This window comes from Burkholderia orbicola (genome assembly GCF_900100915.1).
Classification (GTDB): Bacteria; Pseudomonadota; Gammaproteobacteria; order Burkholderiales; family Burkholderiaceae; genus Burkholderia; species Burkholderia orbicola.
The window spans coordinates 1,768,783-1,786,500 of the sequence record NZ_FNKW01000002.1; the positions used below are offsets into that span (position 1 = coordinate 1,768,783).

The following is a 17,718-nucleotide window of genomic DNA, read 5'->3' on the forward strand; positions in this document are numbered from 1 at the left end:
CTCTGAAATGACGGATCGATAAAAAAGCGGCATCGTGATGAACATTCTGTACACCAACTTCCACGGCGATTACGGCGGCGGCCAGGACACCTATGTCCGCGATCTCGCCGTCGCGATGAGCCGCCATCACCGCGTGACCGTGGCGTCGCCGGAAGGCAGCCGCCTGTCGCGACTGCTGAAGGACAGTCCCGGCGTGGCGATCTTCGACATGGAATTCAAGCCGCGCTGGAACCGGCTGTGCCGGGAGATTCTCAGGCTGCGCCAGCGGATCGCCGCCGAGCGCTTCGACGTGATCCATGTGAACGGGTCCGCCGATCACCGGCAGGTAATGCTGGCGCTGCTCGGCTGCCGGTATCGGCCGGCCGTCGTGCTGACCAAGCACAACACTTATCGCGCCGACAGCTTGGGCAACCTGCTGCGTGCCCGGCTGGCCACCGACCACACGATCGCGGTCAGCGACTACGTCGCCAGCATGCTCGCGCTGCGCTCGCCGTACAGCGACGTCACGGTCGTCAAGCACGGCGTGCGCCGGCCGGCTGCCGAACGGCTCGCGGCCGACGAGATCCGCCGCCGCAAGATCGCGCTGTTCGGCGCGTCCGGCGCGGATGCGATCGTGCTGGGCAGCAGCGCCGGCACCGCGCCCGAAAAAGGCTGGATGGACCTGATCGCCGCGCTCGGCCGCCTGCCCGAAGCCGAGCGCGAGCGGTTTCGCGTGCTGCTGGTCGGCGCGGAGCCGTCCGGTGAGCAGCGCGCACAACTCGCGCGGCACGGCATGGCGTCGCGCACCGCGTTCACCGGGCGCCTCGACGATGTGCGGGCGCCGTTCTCGATCATCGACGTGTCGTTCGTGCTGTCGTACCACGAGAGCCTGTCGTATGCGTGCCGCGAAGCGATGTCGCTCGGCTGCCCCGCGATCGTGACGCGCGTGGGCGGGCTGCCCGAAAACGTCGAACCGGGCGTGGACGGCTGGGTCGTCCCGCCGCGCGAGCCCGCAGCGATCGAAGCGATCCTGCGCGCGATCGTGCAGGAGCCCGGCTGCGTCCGTGCGATGGGGCGCAGCGCGCGGCTGAAAGGCAAGCGCGAATTCTCGTTCGACGCGTTCGTCGACGCGACCTTGTCCGTCTATCACAAATCGATTCGACACAACCCCTACCGCTGGGTGACCTCCTTGAGATCCACGAAATGGCAATGAATATCTGGAAGAAGTACTGGGACCTGCGCACGCAGGAATGTCCGTGCGACGTGCACTTCGTCGAATGGCTGGAATCCGTGCGCCTCAAGGGCATCCGCATCTATCACTTCGGTACCGGCGGGCATCACCATGTCGGCGTCGAATGCGCGCGGCCGCATCTGAACAACACTGTCTTCGGCGTGACGGCATCGCCGAAGGAATACAAGTCGTACGTCGATCTCGTCACGCGGCAGCCCGAGGTGAGCAGGACCTACCTCGCGTATTTCGGCGACATCTATACGAGCAATTCGAACCTGCTGCCGACGTTCGACGTCGTCACGCTGTTTCATCTGTGCGAATTCCGCGACGAAGCGAACAGCCGCTACGGCGCGAAGACCGACGAAGCGGTGCTCGACCTGTTCGCGCGCCATACCGCACCCAATGGCCATCTGCTGTTCTACAAGGGCTCGTCGGCCTACCGGAAGGCCGAGCCGATCATCGCGCAGTGGGCCGCTCGTGCCGATTTCGCCGAGGTCGGCGACTTCAAGACCCTGCGGATTTTCCGCAAGGCCGCGTAATCCCGCTTTCCAGCGATCCGCCCGATGCTTGCACGCACCTCACGCTATCCGATCCTGATGTATCACCAGATCCGCCCGCTGCCGCCGCCGACCGACCGGCTGCGCAGCCTGAGCGTCGCCCCCGACGCGTTCCGCCGCCAGATGACGCTGTTCCGGCAGCTCGGCTACCGCGGCCTGAGCGTGCGCGAACTGCAGCCGTACCTGCGCGGGGAGCGGCAGGGCAAGGTCTTCGGCATTTCGTTCGACGACGGCTTTCTCAACGTGCTGACGCATGCGATGCCCGTGCTGGATGCGCTCGGATTCACCGCGACCTGCTACTTCGTCGCCGGACGGTTCGGCGGCGCGAACGACTGGGACGCGGGCGCGCCGACCACGCGCTCGCCGCTGATGAACTGCGAGGACATGCTCGCGTGGCGCAATCACGGCCATGAAATCGGCTCGCATACGCTCGATCACGTCGCGCTGTCGTATGTGCCGGCGCCTGTTTCGGCGTTTCAGTTGACCGAATCGAAGCGGCAACTCGAAATGCTGAGCGGGCAATGCGTCGAATCGTTCTGCTATCCGTACGGTGATCTCGACGCGCGCGTGCGCGATCAGGTCATCGCTGCCGGTTACGGCAGTGCGACGACGACCCGGCGCGGATGCGCCGGTGCGGCCGACGATCCGTTTCTGCTGCCGCGGATGCCGGTGGCGGGCGGGGTCGGGGCTGGGAGGCTGTGGTTCAAGTGTTGGAAGGGGCGCGTTGGGGCGGGCTGGTAGCGTGCGTCGTCGCCGGTGCATGCGCCGGAACGCGGCTCATCCGCCGATCGCTCGATACCCGTCCATGCCATGCGTGCACATGGACGGGCCCCGCCGTCACGCCAGGCCGGCGAGCGGGAACGCGCCGACCGGATGACGCATCGTCCCGCCGGCTGCGTGTTCGCCGGACGCATCGTCCCGGCTGTCCGTTACCGGTCGTACTCGAAGGACTCGGTGAAGACCGTGTCGATCGGATCGGACCAGGTCAGGCTCACGAACGAGAAGTCCGCGCCGCCCGCCCAGCCGGCCACCGACGGGAACGCGACGCCCTGATCGCCCGGCACGTTGAGCGTCACCGCCGCACCCGGCTGGACCGGCGGCGCCGACGCAGTACCGTTGACGAACGTCGCCACGGTCTGCCCGGCCGCGGTGGCGCGAATCTGCACGTTGCCGCGCTTGACGAACGGCAGCCCCGCTTTCGACGTCCAGCCCAGCGGGAAGGCCGCGCCGCCCGCGAACGTGCCGGCGGAGCCCGGCGTCAGCTTGTCGCGCGTGGACTGCGCGAGATCGTGCCACGCGTATTGGCGCAGCGCATCGGGCAACGGCGACGGCGTACGCACCCGCACCGTGTAGTGCCTGGCCGGCGTCGACGTGTTGCCGTTCTGGTAGACGTCGATCGTATAGGCGCTGAACGGCTTGATGTCGGCCAGCTCGGCGGCGCTCAGTTGCGGCTTCGCCCACGCGGTATTGTTGCGCGGCGCGTCGCCGGGCCACGTGAACAGGCCCTGGTTGGCCGAATCCTGCGCGACGCCGGCCAGGCGGAAGTTGTTGCGGCACTGCGCACTCTTCGCCAAGGCGGCGAGCTGCGCCGGCGTCTGGCCGCTCGCGATCTGCGCACGGATGTTCAGCGTGTCGCAGGTGCCGCTCGACGGCTGGAGGAACACGCCGTTGCGCAAGCCGGGGCCGTTGACGATCGCGAAGTCCACCGCGGTGCCGGCCGCGTCGACGACGCCCACCTGCAGATTCAGCGAATCGACGAACGCGTTGGTCCCCGTCGACGGATTGGCCGGATTCAACCAGTCCCACTTCTGCGCGTTCGCGTTGACCTTGCTCAATACCGCGCGCTGATTGCCGACCACGCGCCAGCCGGTGTCGCCATTCGCGAGACTGCCCGGCCGCACCGCGAGCTGCACATGTTGCTGCATGCCGTCGCGAATGCCGTCGCTGCGCGTCCACGCGAGCTTCACCCACATCGTGTCGCTGGCGACGACGCGGATGACTTCCGGCAAGCTGAAACTGGCGCCGTTCATCGCATCGTCGGCCACGATGCCCGGCGTGCCGCCGGCCGGCGCACCGAATTCCTGGTCGACCGACATCCCGTTGTTCAGATACGCGGCGGGCACACCTGCATTCAGCGCGCCGGACGCGACGTCGTCGACGAAGATCTGGCCGCACGCCGATACGCTGCCGCCCGTGCGCGCAGCGCCGGTCGAGCCGGCGAAACACTGGTTGAGCGCGCGCTGCAACGCCGCCAGATCGCTGGCGCTCGGCAGGTTCGACACCACCGCGCCATTGATCGTCGCGGCGGCCGGCAGGCTGGCCTTGTCGCTCGCCTGCGGCGCGACGCCGGGCGCGAGCTGAAGCTGCACCGGCGTATCGCTGGACGCGCCCGCCACCGAGCTGATCTGGACGCCGCCATCCGGCAGGACGTTGATCTTCACCTGGTCAAGCAACCGGTCGAGCCCCGGCGCACCCGCCGTCAACGGGCCGGAAATCAGGTCGACGCCCGTATTGCCGGTGGCGGCCAGCAAGTCGGCCAGCGCCGTCGAATAAGCCTGCACCGTGCCGGCAACGGCCTGGGCCGTGACCTTGCTTTTCAGCAAACCGGTGTCGGCCAGCAGCTTCGTCGGATTGTCGCCGATGATCGTGGCGGCGATCGCGTTCGTGATCGGCGTGATGTTGATCGTCTGCGTGCCGGCCGTGGCGCTGAGCGCGATCAGCGTGGCCTGCGAATCGGCGACGTTGCCGTATGCGGACAACGCAAAAGGCGCGGTCAGGCCGGTCACCGCGCAATGAAACGCGCCGGTTGACGCATCGGCCGGGCAGTCGACCGACTTGCCGGTCGCATCGACCAGCTTCACGGTGGCGGCCTGCATCGCAGCGCCAGCCGCCGCGACCCCGCTGACCGTCTGGGCCGCCGGTTGCCCGGGCGGCGGTGAAGAACTGTCGCTGCCACCGCAAGCCGACAGGACGAGCGCTGCAATACCGGATACCACAGGCGTGAGTTTCATTGCGTTTCCCCCGACATCCTTCTGGTTGATGCGTGTCATATGCACTGCTCATGCACGCTGGATGGCGAAGATTCTCGCAAAGGCGATTTTTGCGATCATCATTCAGGTGGATGAAAATCGCGAAATAACATCGCTTGAAACGCAAACAACCTGTGTTAGCCTGAAAAAAATTCGGTATTCGAAGCAATATCGTCAGACAAAACTCACATACGAAGATCGCGAAGCGACGGGGGGAAGCATGCAACGGGACCAACTCATCGGGGACCTCTATGAGGCCGCGCTGCAGCCGGACGGTTTTCTCGAAGTTTTTCATCGAGTATCCGAATCGCTCGGCGCAAACGTTTTTCACATGTTCAGTTGGGACGCCGCGCGCAATGCCCCGCAATTCTCGATTTATTCGCCGCGCGCGGAATTCACCGAGATCATCGCCCTTTACGATCAGTATTACGGCGCGCTCGATCCACGCCGCGGCTTCGTCGAGAACGCACCGCTCGGCGAATTCGTTTGCTGTCAGGATCACCTCACCGACCGCGACGTCGAACGCAGCGAGTTCTTCCAGGACTTTCAGATTCCATCGGGATTTCGCTACCTGATGGGGATTCGTTTCGCACGCCCCGGCAGCGACAACATTCTGCTCGGGTTATTGCGAGCGCGCGACCGCGCGCCGTATTCGTCGGAAGAACGCGCGACGCTGACCGGTATGGCCGGGCATCTGCAACGCTCGATCAACCTGTGGCGAGACGCGCGCGTGCTGCATCGCGACGCCACGCTCGGCGCCGAGCTGATGGAGGAACTGGGTCTTTCCGTCTTTGCGCTGGACCGGCACGCGCGCGTCGTCTTCGTCAACCGGGCGGCAGAATCGATGCTGCGCGCCACCACCTGCCTCAAGCTCGAGAACGGATACCTGAGCGCGACGAGCGCGCCGCAGAACGACGCACTCAAGGCGGCGTTGACGCGCGTCGCGAAGACCCGCAAGAGCGAGAGCCTTGCGCTTTCCGGCACGCTGGTCGCGGCGCATGAAGTTTTTCTCGGCATCGCGGCACTGTCCGGACAGGCGCTCCATGCAACGTTCGGCGATGCGACGATGCTGATCACGGTCAGGCGCCGCAGCGCCGCCCCGCTCGTCGTCGCACAACAGTTGCGGCAGTCGTTCGGCTTGTCGAGCGCCGAGGCCGCGGTCGCTGAGGCGCTGATCAACGGCAAGACGCCTGATGAATGCGCGGCCAGCGCGGGTGTGTCGCTGGCGACGGTGCGTACTCAATTGCGTGCAATCTATGAAAAGACCCATTCGCGGAATCAGGCCGAAGCGGTCGGACGGATGCTTTGGGTGCTGCCGCAGGGCCGAACGATTTCTCAATGATTTCGGACTGCGGACGGTATCCCGTGACGGCGACTATCTGTTCCTTCGGGGCACGGCTGCCACACCGTTCTGCTACGTCGTCCGGCGGACCGAAAAAACCGCTTCGTCGGCTTCGGGCTTGAAGTTGAAGCCTCTTTGATTGTTCGACGCTCATTGGACGTTCTCGCTCGTCGGCCCGTTGCGGGCGCTCGGAGAAGATGTCTCGGGTCGCCTTGACGAACCAGGGAAAACATCCGGAATCAGTCGACCTGCCCGACCGCTGCCCCCTGCGCCAGCCGTCTTTTGACGCCCACGAACGCCACGCCGGCCAGCGCGATGGAGCCACCATAGAACAGCAGTGCCGTCACGTCCGTTCCGAGCCGGGAGAACACGAACCCGACCGCCAGCATGCCCAATCCGAGGCCGGTGCGCTCGGCAACGTACGAGATACCGATCACGCGATCGCGCGACGCGGCCGGCGTCGACTGCAGGAGCGAATAGTAGATCGTCTCCGTGGCGGCGTCGAAAATGCCCGCCAGCAAGACGAAGCCCAACATCCCCGGCATGCCGCGCACCTCGAAGACGCCGAGGAAGCACGCGAAGGTCAGGATCAGCAACGCGATGAAATACGGCTCGAGCGGCTGGTGACGCGATTCGAGACGCTCCAGCAAGCGCGGCGTCACGGCCGCGGAAACGAGCCGTCCGACGCCCCACACCGCCATCAGCCAGCCGTACAGAAATGCTGGCTGATTCGGGTCGAACAGCTGCGACCTGATCGGGAAGCCGACATTGTGCGTACCCGAGCCGAACGCTTCGACGAAGCGCGCGCCGATCACCAGCATCACGATGACCGACAGATAGCGCGCCGCGCGCGGCAGTGCGCCGGCCTCGGCCGCAGCGCGCGTCTCCTCGGCCGGTCGATGCCGGCGCGGCATGTTGCCCACCAGCATCAGAAATGCGATGGCGGAGATCGCGAACGTGATCGAATCGATCAGGAATACGCTCTTGTAGGCCAGGTACTGCGTAATCACAGATGCGAGCAGGCTACCGCCGACCACCGACACCCCATCGGTCGCACTGAGGACCGCATTGAAACGATGCCGCCCCTCGTGCCCGACCATTTCCGGCACCTCGGACATGATGGACACCCGGTAGATCCCCTGGAAAAGGCCGATGAAGAACGGCACGAAATAGATGAGCGACGCGTCGGCGGCACGCGACGACATCGCCAGCACGCCGATCGCCAGTGCACTGCCCGCTTCCGCGGCGAAGATCAGGGTACGGCGGGAGAACCGGCTCAGCCGCGGCACCGCGGCGCCGCCCGCGACCGCGCCCAGCAGGCGCGACGCCATCGTCAGGCCGAGCAGCGCGGCGGAGCCCGTGACCTCCAGCGCGTAGGTCGCCAGAACGATGCTGATCATCGTCGAACTGATGTCCGAGATCGTCTTGAACGACAACCAGACGTACAACTGCGCCAACGAAGAAGAAGCGCGTTTTTCTAGAACCAGCTCGGATTTCATGGCAGCTCATCTCGCTGAGGAAAAGGAAATCAGCAACATGTCCCGGAACGCGAGTTCGTCCGGGTTGGCTTGCTGAACGGCATTGGCACTGTGGTACAGCACGGCGTCGTTCACGATCACGGTATCGAGGAAATCCGTCAGCGGCCGTGCGAACAAGGGAACGGTGGAACTTTCGACCCGTGGATAAGTTTTTGATTTTCAATCAAACCTGCAGTAATGGCAGAAGACACAACGCACGGCGCGACGATAATAATGAAATGTGAGCGCTACGCTACTCAGCCTACCGAATGACACAGAGAGGCGGAGATTAAAGAAAATAAATTTCTTCGATGATTGATTACTTCCGCTTCAACATGCGGAACACGATAGCTTCTATTCATGTTCAGTCGAGATCGCCGAGAACCATTGCACGCTTACCAAATTATCGCTTGCAGCCGTCAGGAAGAAGGAATCTGAAAGACTTTCGGTTCCGGATATGGTCCCATGATTTGATGCCCCTCAATCCTAAGTTAACAAATTTAAGTAGCACAAGAAAAATCTTCCTTCATCCACAACGTCCCCTTCCACCGAATGCGTGATGCGCATTTTCCGTACTTCGCTTTCGCTTTTCTTAGCTGGAAAATACAAATTCCTCTCACCTTTTCCACAACTATCAACCAACATCAATTAAATAGCTAAAGGATCACCCACGCCGTAAAAATGTCAGGTTTACACATCCAAGACACCTACATACCCGCACCTACGTACCCCCACACCTCCCGTACCGGCAATCGTCAATCTAACTGTACCGGTACTGTACAGAAAACCGTCGCTACACTGATCTCCATCCCAGCCTAGAACCGAACGGAGAATCCGCGATGGAATTCCTCACCCTCAGCGCGCTGCCCGCCGGCATGCTGTTCGCGCTCGTCACATCGATCACGCCCGGCCCGAACAACACGATGTTGCTCGCATCCGGCGTCAACTTCGGTTTCCGCCGCACGATGCCGCACCTGTTCGGCATCAGCATCGGCGTCGCGATCCTGATGCTGTGCGTCGGCTTCGGCCTCGGCGAAGCGTTCAAGCGCCTGCCGCTGCTGTACACGATCCTCGAAGCCGCGAGCGTCGCGTACCTGCTGTACCTCGCGTGGCGCATCGGCACGTCGGGCGAAGTGAAGGCGCACGGCGCCAAGCCGCGGCCGATGACGTTCATCGAAGCCGCCGCGTTCCAGTGGGTCAATCCGAAGGCGTGGATGATGGTGCTGACCGCCGCGACGACGATCCGGCTGTCCGCCGACTACGGGATGAACGCCGCATGGATGTCCGTCGTATTCATCCTGATCGGCTTCCCGTGCATCTGCCTGTGGGCCGCGTTCGGCCTCGGCCTGCGCCGCTTCCTGTCGAATCCCCGCGCGCTGCGCCTCTTCAACGTGACGATGGCCGTGCTGCTGATTCTGTCGCTGTATCCGCTCGTCGCCCATTTGCTGCCGCAGTGAGCGCTCACAAGCGCCCGTTGAGCTTCACGTGATGCAGGCGTACCCTTTCGGTACGGGCGCGTGCAGCCGCTTCGGCGGTTGCACCGCTGCTCTGCATGGAGATTGCTGATGAAGCCAATGCTGAGAGCGGGCGAGCACATCGAAGGCATGCACTGGATCGCCGAGTATCACCCGCTCACGCACGATATCCGCGTGCTGCGCGAGAACATCGAAGTCGGCACTTACTGCGCACCGCCGACGCTGTTCGGCGACGAGGAAGGCATGGGCGCCGCGAACCACGACGATCATCGCGGCCGGGAAGCCGCGCTGCGCGCGTATCTGCGCAACTTCGTCAAGGAGCACGACGCGGAGGAGTAAGGTGCGACGGCCGAAATATTGACGGGCCGCGAAGGCGGCCCGGTCTGCTGTCGTGCGCCGGTCGCTCCGCTCGCGACCGGCCTGAATCGATCCTGCACGGAGCCGGCGCCACGCACCGGCCCGCCCGTCGCTCAATGCCCGAGCGACTCGATCTTGCCTGCCGGCTGCGCCACGCCATGCGGCCGCGCCATCTGCTTGATCAGCAGCGCGACGCACGCAAGCACGCCCGCGACGGCGATCGTCGCGAACACACCCGCAAACGAGAAGTGCCGGCGCGTCAGTTCGGCGACGAGGAACGACCCGGCGATCCCGCCGAAACGGCCGACGCCGAGCATCCACGCGACACCCGTGCCGCGCCCTTCGGTCGGATAGAACGCGGCGGCCAGCGCCGGCATCGACGATTGCGCGGTATTCATCAGCACGCCGGCCACGAACACGACCAGCACCAGCAACCCGACGTTGCCGGCCGCCTGCCCGATCGCATACACGCTCACCGCCGTCAATGCATAGCACACGGCGATCACGCGGTTCGCGTTGAAGCGGTCCATCAGCACGCCGCACAGCACGGCGCCCACGCCGCCGAGCGGGAACAGTGCCGAGATCAGCGTCGCGCTCTTCGGCGTCAGCCCCGCATCCTTCAGCAGGATCGGCATCCAGTTGATCGACGCGTAGAAGATCACGAGGCCCATGAAATACGCGAGCCACAGCATCACCGAGCCGACGATGTACGAACGCGACAGCACGACGCCGAGGCCCTTGCCGCCCGTCTGCGGCGCGGCTTCGGTCAATGCGAACGAGCCGGCGTTCAGCGCGTCGCGCGAGATGCGCGCGAGCGTGGCGCGGATCTTGTCGATGGACTGGCCGCTCGCGACCATGAAGCGCACCGATTCCGGCATCTTCAGCAGCAACAGCACGCCGAGCAGCAGCGGCGTCACGCCGCCGAGCATCAGCACGCTGCGCCAGCCGAAATGCGGAATCATCCACGCAGCGAGGAAACCGCCGAACGCGGCGCCGAGCGGGAAGCCGCAGAACATCAGGTTGATCACGGTCGCGCGACGCTTGTCCGGGCAGAATTCGCCCATCATCGTGACCGCGTTCGGCATCGCGGCGCCGAGCCCGACGCCCGTGATGAAACGCAGGATCGTCAGGTGTCCGATCGTGTTCGAGAACGCGGACATCAGGCACGCGACGCCGAACAGGAACACCGAGCCGAGCAGCAACGAGCGGCGGCCGAGTCGGTCGGACAGCGGGCCCGACACGAGCGCGCCGCACGCGAGGCCGAACAGCGCGGCGCTCAACACGGGCGCGAGATCGGGCTTGGTCAGGTTCCATTCGCCCAGCAACGACGGTGCGATGAAGCCGATCGCGGCCGTATCGAAGCCGTCGAGCAGCACGATCACGAAACACATGAGGAACACGAGCCACTGAAAGCCGCCGAACGGCTGCTCGTTGATGAAGGTCTGGACATCGACCACGGGTGTGCGATTCATCGCTAGTCTCCTTGTCGGCCGAAGTGGGCGCGTCAGCGCTCGATCGGTCGCATCCAACATTGATATATGCAAGAAGCGCGGCCTCATGGCCGCGCCTTTCCTTCGTTCACACACCGATTCGCTGCCGGTGCGCTCGTTGATCGTCACGGCTCGCCAGCATCAGCGGGCCGCGCGATCGGATCACTGCCGGCGCTTAACCAGCAGCACCATCCTGTTCCTTGAAGATCTTGTCCGCGAGATGGAACGCGGAATTCGCGGCCGGCACGCCGCAATAGATCGCGGTTTGCAGCAGCACTTCCTTGATCTCGTCGCGCGTCACGCCGTTGTTGCGCGCGGCGCGCAGGTGCAGCGCCAGTTCCTCGCCGCGGTTCAGCGCCACCATCATCGCGATGGTCAGCAGGCTGCGCGTATGGCGCGGCAGCCCGTCGCGGGTCCAGATCTCGCCCCATGCATAGCGCGTGATCAGATTCTGGAATTCGTCGGTCACCTCGGTGCGGTTCTCGATCGAACGGTCGACGTGCGCGTCGCCGAGCACCGCGCGACGCACCTTCATTCCTGCTTCATAACGTTCCTGGTCGTCCATCGCCGGTGCCTCACGCAGTCAGGAAATCGAGCAACGCGCGGTTGAAACCGCTGGTGCACTCGATGTTCGAAATGTGCGCGGCGTCGAATTCGACGTGCAGCGCACCGGGAATCGCGGCGGCAAGCGCGCGGCCCTGGTCGGGCGGCGTCGACATGTCCTTCGCGCCGGTCACGACGAGCACCGGCAACGCGATGCCCTTCACTTCCTCGCGCAGGTCGGCCGCATTGAGCGCGTCGCAGTTCGCCGCATAGCCATCCTTGTCGGTATGCACGAAGGTGTCGCGGATCGCATCGAACAGGCGCGGCTCGCGTTCGACGAATGCGTCGGTGAACCAGCGCGGCAGCACGGCGTCGGCGAGCGCGGCCATGCCTTCGGCGCGCGCCTTCTGCGCACGCGGCGCCCACACTTCCGGCGAGCCGATCTTCGCAGCGGTATTCGACAGCACCGCGCGCACGATGCGCGACGGGTAGCGCGCGGCGAGCGCGGCGCCCGTCAACCCGCCCATCGAGATGCCGCAGAAATGCGCGCAGTCGATGCCGACGTGGTCGAGCAAGCCGATCACGTCGCCCGCCAGTTGCTCGATCGTGTACGAACCGGCCGGCGCGTCGGAATGGCCGTGACCACGCGTGTCGTAGCGCAGGATGTTGAAGTGCTGCGTGAGCGGGCGGATCTGCGGCGCCCACATCTGCAGGTCGGCGCCGAGCGAGTTCGAGAAAACGAGCCACGGCGCGTCGTCGCGTGCGGCACGGTCGATCCGGTAATGCAGTTTCACGCCGTTGACAGTGGCGAAAGGCATCTCAAGGTTCTCCTGGTTATTTCGCACCCGCGTGCAGCGCGAGCACGGCGTCGACATAGGCCTGCGCCTCGCCGACGTAATGTGCGGGATCGAGCAGCCGCGCCAGCGCGTCGCGCGACAGGTGCGCCGACACGGTCGCATCGGCGGCGAGCACGTCGAACAGCGTCGCCCCGGTGCGCACGGCTTCCTTCGACGCATGCTCGACGACGTGATGCGCATCGAGCCGGCCGATGCGATCGCCGAGCGCGAGCATCACCGCTTCGCCGAGGATCAGCCCGTGCGTGAGGTCGAGGTTCGCGGCGAGGCGGTCGGTGTTCACGTCGAGGCCCGCGACGATCTGCGCGATCTGCGTGAGCGCACCGCCGGTCAGGCGCGCGAGATCGGGCAACGCATCCCATTCGGCCTGCCAGCCGCCGAGTGCGCGCTCATGCTCCTGCACCATCCCCGCGAACACGGTCGCGACGAGGTTCGGCGCACGCACGGCGGCCGTCAGCACGGCCGCGCAGCCGACCGGGTTGCGCTTGTGCGGCATCGTCGACGAGCCGCCCTTGCCGGCAGCCGCCGGTTCGCCGAGCTCGCCGACTTCGGTCTGCATCTGCAGCGACACGTCGCGCGCGATCTTGCCGAGCGTGCCGGTCAGCATCCCGAAGCACGACGCGGCTTCCGCGATGCGGTCGCGCTGCGTATGCCACGGCACGGCCGGCAGCGCGAGCTTCAGATCGGCCGCGAGCGCGGCGCTCACGCCGGCCGCATGCTCGCGCAGGCTCGCGAGCGTGCCGGCCGCGCCGCCGAACTGCAGCACGAGCGCGCGCTCGCGCAGCTCGGCAAAACGCGCGCGATGGCGCAGCAGCGCATCGAGCCACTGAGCGAATTTGAGGCCGAGCGTGATCGGCAGCGCCTGCTGCAGCCACGTGCGGCCGATCATCGGCGTCGCGCGATGCGCACGCGCGAGCGCCGCGAGCGACGCACAGGCTTCGTCGAGCAGCGGCTCGAGCACGTCGAGCGTGTCGCGCAACTGCAGCACCGTCGCGGTATCGATGATGTCCTGGCTCGTCGCGCCCCAGTGCACGAACTTCGCGGCCTCGGGGTCGTCGGCCTTCACTTGCGCGGTGAGTTGCTTGACGAGCGGAATCGCGAGATTGCCGCCGAGCGCCGCACCGTGCGCGAGGGCCTCGGCGTCGAACCGGCCGGCATCGCACGCACGTTCGATCGGCGCGACCGCGGCGGCGGGAATCACCTGCTGCGCGGCGAGCGTGCGCGCGAGCGCGGCCTCGACGTCGAGCATCCGCTGGATCGTCGCGCGGGGCGACCAGATCCGGTTGAGCGGCTCGGTGCCGCAAATCAGGGAGGTCAGGCGGGCGCTGTCTTCGAGCATGGCGTCAGAATGGGGAAACGGCGTGCGCCTATTGTCTACCCAAGCGTGCCGGCGTGCGCTCGAATGCGCGCACCGGCATGCTTGCCGTTCAGGCGGCGGCCTTCTGCGTCGCGTCGATCAGCGGCACGCCGGTCAGCTTCTGCAGCTCGTCGAACGACAGGTCGGTGAAGATCTCGCTCACCGCGAGGCCGTCGGCCGTCACGTCGAGCACGGCGAGATCCGTATAGATACGGCTCACGCATTGCACGCCGGTGACCGGATACGAGCACTGCGCGACGATCTTGCTCTCGCCCTGCTTCGTCAGGTGCTCCATCATCACGAACACCTGCTTCGCGCCGATCGCGAGGTCCATCGCGCCGCCGACCGCCGGAATCGCATCGGGCGCGCCCGTATGCCAGTTCGCGAGGTCACCGTTCGCCGACACCTGGAACGCGCCGAGCACGCAGTAGTCGAGGTGGCCGCCGCGCATCATCGCGAACGAATCCGAGTGGTGGAAATACGCGCCGCCGGTGAGCAGCGTCACGTGCTGCTTGCCGGCGTTGATCAGTTCGTCGTCTTCCTCGCCGGGCGCGGGCGCCGGGCCCATGCCGAGCAGGCCGTTCTCGCTGTGCAGGAAGATCTCCTTGCTCGGGTCGAGGTGGTTGGCCACCAGCGTCGGCACGCCGATGCCGAGGTTCACGTACGCGCCTTCGGGGATGTCCTGGGCGACGCGCTTGGCCATTTCATCGCGGGTCAGTCGTTTCATGTCGGTTTGCTCCAGGTGGGTCAGGCGGCTTGCGATGCAGCGTGCTCGGCGGCCAGCTCGGCCGCGTGCGCGGCCTGCGGCACCTCGACGATGCGCTGCACGAAAATGCCCGGCGTCACGATGTGTTCCGGGTTCAGCCCGCCGAGCGGCACGACTTCCGACACCTGGACGATCGCGACCTTCGCGGCGCTGGCCATGATCGGCCCGAAGTTGCGCGCGGTCTTGCGATACACGAGATTGCCCCAGCGATCGCCCTTGTACGCCTTCACCAGCGCGAAATCGGCGTGGATCGGCGTCTCGAACACATACGGCTTGCCGTCGATCACGCGCGTTTCCTTGCCTTCCGCGAGCTTGGTGCCGTAGCCGGTCGGCGTGAAGAAACCGCCGATGCCCGCGCCCGCCGCGCGGATGCGCTCCGCGAGGTTGCCCTGCGGCACGAGCTCCAGCTCGATCTCGCCCGCGCGGTACAACGCGTCGAACACCTGCGAGTCGCTCTGGCGCGGGAACGAGCAGATGATCTTGCGCACCTGCTTCGCCTTCAGGAGCGCCGCGAGACCCGTCTCGCCGTTGCCCGCGTTGTTGTTGACGATCGTCAGGTCGCGCGCGCCCTGTTCGATCAGCGCGTCGATCAGCTCGGACGGCATGCCGGCCGTGCCGAAGCCGCCGATCATGATTGTCGCGCCATCGTGGACGTCGGCAACCGCCGACTGAAGCGATTCGAAAATCTTGTTGACCATGTCTCTTCCTGATGCGAACCCGCGGCTCGTGCGCGGCCTGTCGAGGGGACACGCGCGTGTCGCGTGCCGCGCCGGAGGCCGTCGTCGACCCTCGGCTTTTGTTCGCTATTCGAACCTAGATTCGATTAGCGAACGATGGGCCGATCATAGAGTCGCGCACAGCGCGTTGTCAAGGCGGGTTGCCTCGGGGGGCATCGCGTCGTCGAACGGCAAACCGACGTAGTTTTCGGCGAGCGACTGCGCGGCGGCCCGCGAGCGCGTCACGTATTTCAGCTCGGCAAACTTCAGGCGATTGACGAACGGCGAGTCGTCCGGCGACGCATGCAGCAGGTTCGTCATGAAGTACGAGAAGTGCTCGGCGCGCCACACGCGTTCGAGGCAGGTCGCCGAATAGCGCTCGAGCGGCGTCGCGTCGCCCGTCCGGTAGCGCGCGCCGAGCGCGCGGGACAGCGCGCGGACGTCGGCCACCGCGAGGTTCATCCCCTTCGCGCCGGTCGGCGGCACGATGTGCGCGGCATCGCCGGCGAGGAACAGGCGGCCGTGCTGCATCGTCTCCGACACGAAGCTGCGCATCGGCGTCACGCTCTTCTGCGTGATCCGGCCCTCGGTTGGCGTCCAGCCGGTGTCGTTCGAGAAGCGCGTATGCAGTTCGTCCCAGATCCGTGCATCGGACCATTCGGCGAGGTCTTCATCCGGCTTGCATTGCAGGTACAGGCGCGTGACCGTCGGCGAGCGCATCGAGAACAGCGCGAAGCCGTTGTCGTGATGTGCGTACACGAGCTCGTCGAGCGACGGCGCCGCGTCCGCGAGGATGCCGAGCCATGCGAACGGGTAGACGCGCTCGAACGTGTTCAGCCGCTCGGCGGGAATCGTCTGGCGCGCGATGCCGTGGAAGCCGTCGCAGCCGGCGATGTAATCGCAGTCGATGCGGTCCGCGCGGCCGTCCGCGTGCTTGAACGTGACGAACGGGTGCTCGCTTTCGACGTCGTGCAGCGCGACGTCGCTGACTTCGAAGTGCATCTGATGGCCGTGCTCGACGCCGGCCGCGATCAGGTCGCGCACGACTTCGTGCTGGCTATAGACGGTGATCGCGCGCCCGCCGGTCAGTTCGGACAGGTCGATACGGTGGCGCTGGCCGTCGAACAGCAGCTCGATACCGTGATGCTCGAGCCCCTCGCGGCGCATCCGGTCGCCGAGGCCGGCGTCGTTCAGCGTGTCGACCGTGCCCTGCTCCAGCACGCCGGCGCGGATGCGGTTCTCGCAGTATTCGCGGGAACGCGCTTCGACGAGGATGGAATCGACGCCTTGCAGGCGCAGCAGGTGGGAAAGCAGAAGGCCGGACGGACCGGCGCCGATGATCGCGACTTGGGTGCGCATTGTTCGTCTCCAGTGTCGGCCCGACTTAGCGCTTCAGCGCTTAGTCGGGCCCCATGCAAAGCAAATTGGTTCGAGTAATGGAACACATTTGAGCGCTTTCCCGACTATGCGGCAACGCGATTCAGGAGATATGTTGTATACGTTTTGGAGATACCGACCCGGCCATGGATGCGCTCGATCTGAACCTGATTCCCTACCTCGTCGCGCTCGACGACACGCGCAACGTGAGCCGCGCGGGCGACCTGCTCGGCGTGAGCCAGCCGCGCGTGAGCACGGCGCTCGGCCGGCTGCGCGAATACTTCGGTGATCCGCTGTTCGTGCGCACATCGCGCGGCATGGAGCCGACGCCGCGCGCGCTGGCGCTGCTGCCGGCCGCCCGCGACGCGCTCGCGCAGATCGAGCGCGGCCTCGTCGCGCCGCACGATTTCGATCCGGCCGCGAGCACGCATACGTTCTCGATCGCGCTGTCGGACGTCGGCGAGATCGTGTTCCTGCCGAAGCTGTTGCAGGCGTTCGCGACGCATGCGCCGCACGCGAACCTGCGTTCGGTCTCGCTCGCGCACGACGAAGTCGGACGCGGCCTCGAAGCCGGGTCGATCGATCTCGCGGTCGGCTACTTCCCCGATCTCGACGGCAACAACTTCTTCCAGCAGCGGCTGTTCACGCACCGGTTCGTCTGCCTGATGCGACGCGGCCATCCGTTCGAGCAGACGCCGCCGTTCACGGTCGAGCAGTTCCTCGCGTGCGGGCACGCGGTGGTGCGCGCCGAAGGCCGCAGCCAGGAGGTGCTCGAGAAATATCTCGCGAAGCAGCGCATGCAGCGCCGCGCGGTGCTCGAAACGCCGCACTTCATGAGCCTGCCGTTCATCCTGAGCCGCACCGACCTGATCGCGACGGTGCCGCACGCGATCGGCTATGCGTATGCGGCCGAGCACGCGTTCATCGTGCCCGTCGAGCCGCCGCTCGCGTTACCGCGCTTCGACCTGAAACAGCACTGGCATCGCAAGTACCACAACGACCCGCGCACCGCGTGGCTGCGCGGCGTCGTCGCGTCGCTGTTCAACGACGAGCAGGACGAATGGCCGAAGTGAGGAAGGAGGCGCGGCGGCCCGCACGCACGAGCGGCGAAAGCATGAAACAATGGCC

The 17,718-nt window shown here is 65.7% G+C and carries 17 protein-coding genes and 1 pseudogene; 8 read left to right on the plus strand and 10 right to left on the minus strand.

Translation table 11 applies throughout. The features are described 5' to 3' along the window. The first annotated feature begins 37 nt into the window (after positions 1 to 37). From BLS50_RS24785 to BLS50_RS24795, 3 genes are read left to right on the plus strand one after another with little or no spacing between them, the layout of a single operon-like run. A complete protein-coding gene (locus BLS50_RS24785) occupies positions 38 to 1,192 on the plus strand; it encodes a glycosyltransferase (protein ID WP_074804793.1) in 1,155 nt (384 codons plus the stop codon). Beyond that, complete coding sequence (locus BLS50_RS24790; protein ID WP_074804796.1) at positions 1,189 to 1,749, plus strand: hypothetical protein; 561 nt, start codon at positions 1,189 to 1,191, stop codon at positions 1,747 to 1,749. Before BLS50_RS24785 ends, BLS50_RS24790 begins: the two co-directional genes overlap by 4 nt. Positions 1,750 to 1,773: 24 nt before the next feature. Then, positions 1,774 to 2,508, plus strand: coding sequence for a polysaccharide deacetylase family protein (locus BLS50_RS24795; protein ID WP_074804799.1), 735 nt, complete (start codon positions 1,774 to 1,776; stop codon positions 2,506 to 2,508). 188 nt (positions 2,509 to 2,696) lie between these two features. On the opposite strand, the gene BLS50_RS24800 is transcribed toward BLS50_RS24795, so the two are convergent. Next, positions 2,697 to 4,778: a hypothetical protein gene (locus BLS50_RS24800; RefSeq protein WP_074804802.1), complete on the minus strand. Its 2,082-nt coding sequence runs from the start codon at positions 4,776 to 4,778 to the stop codon at positions 2,697 to 2,699. Positions 4,779 to 5,016: 238 nt separating this feature from the next. On the opposite strand from BLS50_RS24800, the gene BLS50_RS24805 reads away from it, so the two are divergent. After that, positions 5,017 to 6,138 carry a helix-turn-helix transcriptional regulator gene (locus BLS50_RS24805; RefSeq protein WP_074804805.1) on the plus strand — a complete coding sequence of 374 codons (1,122 nt, stop codon included), beginning with the start codon at positions 5,017 to 5,019 and terminating at the stop codon, positions 6,136 to 6,138. Further along, a pseudogene (locus BLS50_RS36415) lies at positions 6,065 to 6,303 on the plus strand (VOC family protein); the annotation flags it as partial. The gene BLS50_RS24805 and the pseudogene BLS50_RS36415, both read left to right, overlap by 74 nt. A 74-nt stretch (positions 6,304 to 6,377) precedes the next feature. On the opposite strand, the gene BLS50_RS24815 reads toward BLS50_RS36415, so the two are convergent. Next, the gene (locus tag BLS50_RS24815; RefSeq protein ID WP_074804808.1) at positions 6,378 to 7,637 is read right to left on the minus strand and encodes an MFS transporter; all 1,260 of its coding nucleotides are present in this window, start codon (positions 7,635 to 7,637) and stop codon (positions 6,378 to 6,380) included. A 6-nt stretch (positions 7,638 to 7,643) separates the two neighbouring features. Then, a complete protein-coding gene (locus BLS50_RS24820; protein ID WP_080001126.1) occupies positions 7,644 to 7,793 on the minus strand; it encodes a 2OG-Fe dioxygenase family protein in 150 nt (49 codons plus the stop codon). Positions 7,794 to 8,494: 701 nt separating this feature from the next. On the opposite strand from BLS50_RS24820, the gene BLS50_RS24825 reads away from it, so the two are divergent. Next, positions 8,495 to 9,112: a LysE family translocator gene (locus BLS50_RS24825; RefSeq protein WP_006480126.1), complete on the plus strand. Its 618-nt coding sequence runs from the start codon at positions 8,495 to 8,497 to the stop codon at positions 9,110 to 9,112. A gap of 108 nt (positions 9,113 to 9,220) precedes the next feature. After that, positions 9,221 to 9,469, plus strand: a complete 249-nt coding sequence (locus BLS50_RS24830; protein ID WP_011548706.1) for a hypothetical protein — start codon at positions 9,221 to 9,223, stop codon at positions 9,467 to 9,469. Positions 9,470 to 9,600: 131 nt separating this feature from the next. Here the strand turns inward: BLS50_RS24830 and BLS50_RS24835 are convergent, their stop codons facing one another. The 7 genes from BLS50_RS24835 to pobA form a co-directional block, all read right to left on the minus strand. After that, complete coding sequence (locus BLS50_RS24835; RefSeq protein ID WP_012339035.1) at positions 9,601 to 10,959, minus strand: MFS transporter; 1,359 nt, start codon at positions 10,957 to 10,959, stop codon at positions 9,601 to 9,603. A 193-nt stretch (positions 10,960 to 11,152) separates the two neighbouring features. Next, positions 11,153 to 11,542, minus strand: coding sequence for a 4-carboxymuconolactone decarboxylase (gene pcaC / locus BLS50_RS24840; RefSeq protein WP_011356714.1), 390 nt, complete (start codon positions 11,540 to 11,542; stop codon positions 11,153 to 11,155). Between the two features lie 10 nt (positions 11,543 to 11,552). Next, entirely contained in the window at positions 11,553 to 12,338 is a 786-nt protein-coding gene (gene pcaD / locus BLS50_RS24845) for a 3-oxoadipate enol-lactonase (protein ID WP_011548708.1), read from the minus strand. Positions 12,339 to 12,354: 16 nt separating this feature from the next. Next, positions 12,355 to 13,713 carry a 3-carboxy-cis,cis-muconate cycloisomerase gene (locus BLS50_RS24850; RefSeq protein ID WP_074804811.1) on the minus strand — a complete coding sequence of 453 codons (1,359 nt, stop codon included), beginning with the start codon at positions 13,711 to 13,713 and terminating at the stop codon, positions 12,355 to 12,357. Positions 13,714 to 13,801: 88 nt separating this feature from the next. Then, positions 13,802 to 14,458 (minus strand): CoA transferase subunit B, encoded by a 657-nt coding sequence (locus BLS50_RS24855; protein ID WP_006482308.1) that lies wholly within the window; start codon positions 14,456 to 14,458, stop codon positions 13,802 to 13,804. Positions 14,459 to 14,478: 20 nt separating this feature from the next. Beyond that, positions 14,479 to 15,195, minus strand: coding sequence for a 3-oxoacid CoA-transferase subunit A (locus BLS50_RS24860; protein WP_006480132.1), 717 nt, complete (start codon positions 15,193 to 15,195; stop codon positions 14,479 to 14,481). A 144-nt stretch (positions 15,196 to 15,339) separates the two neighbouring features. Continuing rightward, positions 15,340 to 16,572 carry a 4-hydroxybenzoate 3-monooxygenase gene (gene pobA / locus BLS50_RS24865; protein ID WP_074804814.1) on the minus strand — a complete coding sequence of 411 codons (1,233 nt, stop codon included), beginning with the start codon at positions 16,570 to 16,572 and terminating at the stop codon, positions 15,340 to 15,342. Positions 16,573 to 16,736: 164 nt separating this feature from the next. Between pobA and BLS50_RS24870 the strand changes: the two genes are divergently transcribed. Then, the gene (locus BLS50_RS24870) at positions 16,737 to 17,663 is read left to right on the plus strand and encodes a LysR family transcriptional regulator (protein ID WP_074804817.1); all 927 of its coding nucleotides are present in this window, start codon (positions 16,737 to 16,739) and stop codon (positions 17,661 to 17,663) included. Positions 17,664 to 17,718: the final 55 nt, after the last annotated feature.

Coding starts and splice junctions, on each gene's coding strand:
- BLS50_RS24785 (WP_074804793.1), top strand. CDS start 38: ATGAACATTCTGTACACCAACTTCCACGGCGATTACGGCGGCGGCCAG.
- BLS50_RS24860 (WP_006480132.1), bottom strand. CDS start 15,195: ATGGTCAACAAGATTTTCGAATCGCTTCAGTCGGCGGTTGCCGACGTC.
- pcaC (WP_011356714.1), bottom strand. CDS start 11,542: ATGGACGACCAGGAACGTTATGAAGCAGGAATGAAGGTGCGTCGCGCG.
- pobA (WP_074804814.1), bottom strand. CDS start 16,572: ATGCGCACCCAAGTCGCGATCATCGGCGCCGGTCCGTCCGGCCTTCTG.
- pcaD (WP_011548708.1), bottom strand. CDS start 12,338: ATGCCTTTCGCCACTGTCAACGGCGTGAAACTGCATTACCGGATCGAC.
- BLS50_RS24805 (WP_074804805.1), top strand. CDS start 5,017: ATGCAACGGGACCAACTCATCGGGGACCTCTATGAGGCCGCGCTGCAG.
- BLS50_RS24850 (WP_074804811.1), bottom strand. CDS start 13,713: ATGCTCGAAGACAGCGCCCGCCTGACCTCCCTGATTTGCGGCACCGAG.
- BLS50_RS24830 (WP_011548706.1), top strand. CDS start 9,221: ATGAAGCCAATGCTGAGAGCGGGCGAGCACATCGAAGGCATGCACTGG.
- BLS50_RS24790 (WP_074804796.1), top strand. CDS start 1,189: ATGAATATCTGGAAGAAGTACTGGGACCTGCGCACGCAGGAATGTCCG.
- BLS50_RS24815 (WP_074804808.1), bottom strand. CDS start 7,637: ATGAAATCCGAGCTGGTTCTAGAAAAACGCGCTTCTTCTTCGTTGGCG.
- BLS50_RS24870 (WP_074804817.1), top strand. CDS start 16,737: ATGGATGCGCTCGATCTGAACCTGATTCCCTACCTCGTCGCGCTCGAC.
- BLS50_RS24825 (WP_006480126.1), top strand. CDS start 8,495: ATGGAATTCCTCACCCTCAGCGCGCTGCCCGCCGGCATGCTGTTCGCG.
- BLS50_RS24800 (WP_074804802.1), bottom strand. CDS start 4,778: ATGAAACTCACGCCTGTGGTATCCGGTATTGCAGCGCTCGTCCTGTCG.
- BLS50_RS24795 (WP_074804799.1), top strand. CDS start 1,774: ATGCTTGCACGCACCTCACGCTATCCGATCCTGATGTATCACCAGATC.
- BLS50_RS24835 (WP_012339035.1), bottom strand. CDS start 10,959: ATGAATCGCACACCCGTGGTCGATGTCCAGACCTTCATCAACGAGCAG.
- BLS50_RS24855 (WP_006482308.1), bottom strand. CDS start 14,458: ATGAAACGACTGACCCGCGATGAAATGGCCAAGCGCGTCGCCCAGGAC.